This is a genomic window from Actinomyces sp. oral taxon 849 str. F0330 (assembly GCF_000239715.1).
Classification (GTDB): Bacteria; Actinomycetota; Actinomycetes; order Actinomycetales; family Actinomycetaceae; genus Actinomyces; species Actinomyces johnsonii.
Genome location: NZ_JH470353.1, coordinates 1 through 2,702, shown reverse-complemented (window position 1 = coordinate 2,702; position 2,702 = coordinate 1). Strand labels below are relative to the sequence as shown.

Below are 2,702 nucleotides of genomic sequence, written 5' to 3'. Positions count from 1 at the left end.
GGCGGCAGGTGATGGTGCTGATGATGCGGATGCGGTCGGCCGTCCGGCGGAGCCGGTGGAGGCCGTCTCGACCGCGGAAGCGCGATCGGCGGTTTCGTCGGAGCCCGGAGCCTCAGAGCCGGTGGTGACCGTGGACGTGGTCGGGGCCTCGGCTGTCTGGGAGTCCTCGGCGGCCTGGGAAGCGCTGGTCTCCTGGGAGTCCTCGGCGGCCTGGCTCTCGAGTCCCTCAGAGGCCGAAGGATCTGCGGGATCGTCTGATTCCGCGGAGTCCTCAGGGGTACCGGGCACGGGAGCGTCGACCGCCGTGCCTGCGGCCACGGCGTACGCCGCACCGGCCGATGCCGGTGCCTCGTCCTCATCGCCGGCCTGCTCGGCGGGCGAGGACGCTGCTGCGGAGGAGGCTGTCGAGACGATGGAGGCCGTATCCTCCCGGTCCTCCTTGCCCTTCTCATCCTCTTGGCTCTCCGGACGGGCCGGCTCCGGGCTAGCGGGGTCCGAAGGATCCTTGACAGAGCCGGTCGAGGCGGGTGCGGGAAGACCGGCCGACTCGGAGGAGGCCGCGGGAACGGCGGGGGTCGCCGAGGCCGCGGGGGGCGTGTCGGTCGTCGAGTCTGCGGAGGGGGCTTGCGGCGCAGTGAGGGTCGTGGACTCCACTTGCTCGGCCTGTGGCTCGCCCGGCGCCGACGACGGCGGAATGGACGGCGGCATGTCGGGGGTGCCGGCGGCCGTCCCTGTGGCGGTGTCTTCGACCGGCTCGGAGGACTCGGACGGCGTCGTAGCCTGAGTGGTCACCGGACGGGGCGAGGGATCGTCCGGTCGTAGCGGGTCCTGGGCGGGGCGACCGACCGGGAACGTGCCGACCTGGGCCTCCTCGGCAGCCGACGGCGTCGGAGGCGTCTCGCCGGAGACTTCCTCGGTGGCCTCAACGGCGGCGTCATCGGAAGAGTCTGCGCCTGCGCCGGTGACCTCGGGGGCCTCGCCTCCGGCAGAGCCGCGGGCGTTCTCCTGCCTGTTCTTGTTCTTGCGGATCTTCATGGTGTCGACGTCATCATCCGCGGCGCCGCCCGCAGTGTCGTCTTCGGTGCCACCGGTCGAACCGCCCACGTCGCCCGCCGCCGTCGCCGGTGCGATCGTTGCGGAGGAGACAGGCTGAGACGCCTGGGCGACCTTGCCGGCCGGGCTCTTGTCGGAGAAGAGGGCCGCAGCGGTCACCGTGGCCTTCATCTCCTCGGGGTGAGCATCCGACGTCGACGATTCTGTGGCCGGAGTAGGCGCCGTCGGGGAGGCTGAGCCGACGCCGTCGGACGTGCCGGGCGTCTGCGGGGCGATGCGGTCTGTGTTGTCGGTGCTCACGAGGTCTCCTTACGCATGCACACGTTAGTAGTAGGGGCGGGGGCGCCGAAAGAGGGGATGCGGTCGTCCCCAGGACATGACTGCGGGCATGGGACCCTCAGGCACCGGAGCGCAACTTGGACAGCGCGTTGGCTCGGCCGGCACGGCGGGCCATATGCGCTCCCCAGCCGATCGCCATGAGCTCGATGCCGATGGCGGCGAGCACGACGGCGTCCGGGCCGTACGGCAGGAGCCTGGAGACCAGATGGCCGCCAGGGATCATATCGTTACTGAGCGTCGGAACCGTCAAAAGGATAAGGATCGGGCCGGTGATGCGCGCCCCGAGGGTGGAGCGCGCCGTCGAGGCGCCTGCCGCGACCAGGGCGATGAAGGACACCAGGACGGCGGCGAGCATCAGCGGCCCGGTTTGGATTCCGGGGGCGACCGCCCGCAGGTAGGAGCGGGGCAGCAGGAAGGCCGCGAGCGCCAGCCCGGCCACGACCCAGGGCAGGGACAGGAGGTGGTCGCGTCGGCGCGAAGGGGGCGGGGCCGGCGTGGAGCCCACGGTTCGGTCGGCCTGGGTGAGGCGGAAGGCGGCCTGCCCTTGGGCGTGGCCGGCACGGCGGGCCAGGCGCATCCCCCAGGAGCCGCCGAGCCACAGCCCCGCCAGGATGAGCATGAACCCGGTGCTGATTAGCTTCTGCAGCCACGTGTGAGGCAGGGAGGCTGCATGGATGGGGGCCATGAAGACGGCTGACTGGGCCGCCAGGGCGGTCAGTCCCGTGGCGAGCGCGCCCATCGAGGAGCGGCCGGCGAACAGCGCGGTGGCGGCGGAGGAGATCAGCAGGATCGCTCCGAGCAGCAGGACGGTGCGCAGGCCCGGGGTCGACGACGGTACGGCGTCGGCCAGGCCGAGGAGGAAGGAGACACTCGGGGCGAAGACCACCCCGACGACGGCGGTGAGCACGTAGTCGGGCCTGCGACTGCGGGGCGGTTGGCCTGACGGGCCCGGAGATGTGGGCGGTGCGGAGCCCGGGGTGTCATGGGAGGGGGAGTCACTCACCTGATCGAGTCTAGGGGGTGCGTTCGCTCTGTGTCGGTCCGTGTCGGTTTCGCCGGGATCCTGGGTCCTGGAGCGCGGTGGGAGGCCTGTGGCCGGCGGGGGCCGCGGTGTGCCACAGTGGGCCCGTGGTGCGAGTAACTGTAGGGATCGGGCCGTCTTCGGCCGGGTTGCCGAGGAGACGCGGCGCGGCGGGCGAGTCGGTCCCGCCCGGCGTGTCGACCGATCGGTCGGACGGTGGGGCGGGTGTCTGCGGGGCGCCGTCCGCCGCGACCTCCCCGTCTGCCGCATCTGCGACGTCCCCCGCGGT

General features: G+C 72.1%; 1 protein-coding gene and 1 pseudogene. Both read right to left on the bottom strand.

Annotated elements, in window-relative coordinates:
* Positions 1-1,353 (bottom strand): annotated as a pseudogene (locus HMPREF0975_RS16180) (hypothetical protein); the annotation flags it as partial.
* A gap of 97 nt (positions 1,354-1,450) precedes the next feature.
* Complete coding sequence (locus tag HMPREF0975_RS08645) at positions 1,451-2,395, bottom strand: hypothetical protein (protein ID WP_232212494.1); 945 nt, start codon at positions 2,393-2,395, stop codon at positions 1,451-1,453.
* Positions 2,396-2,702 lie beyond the last annotated feature (307 nt).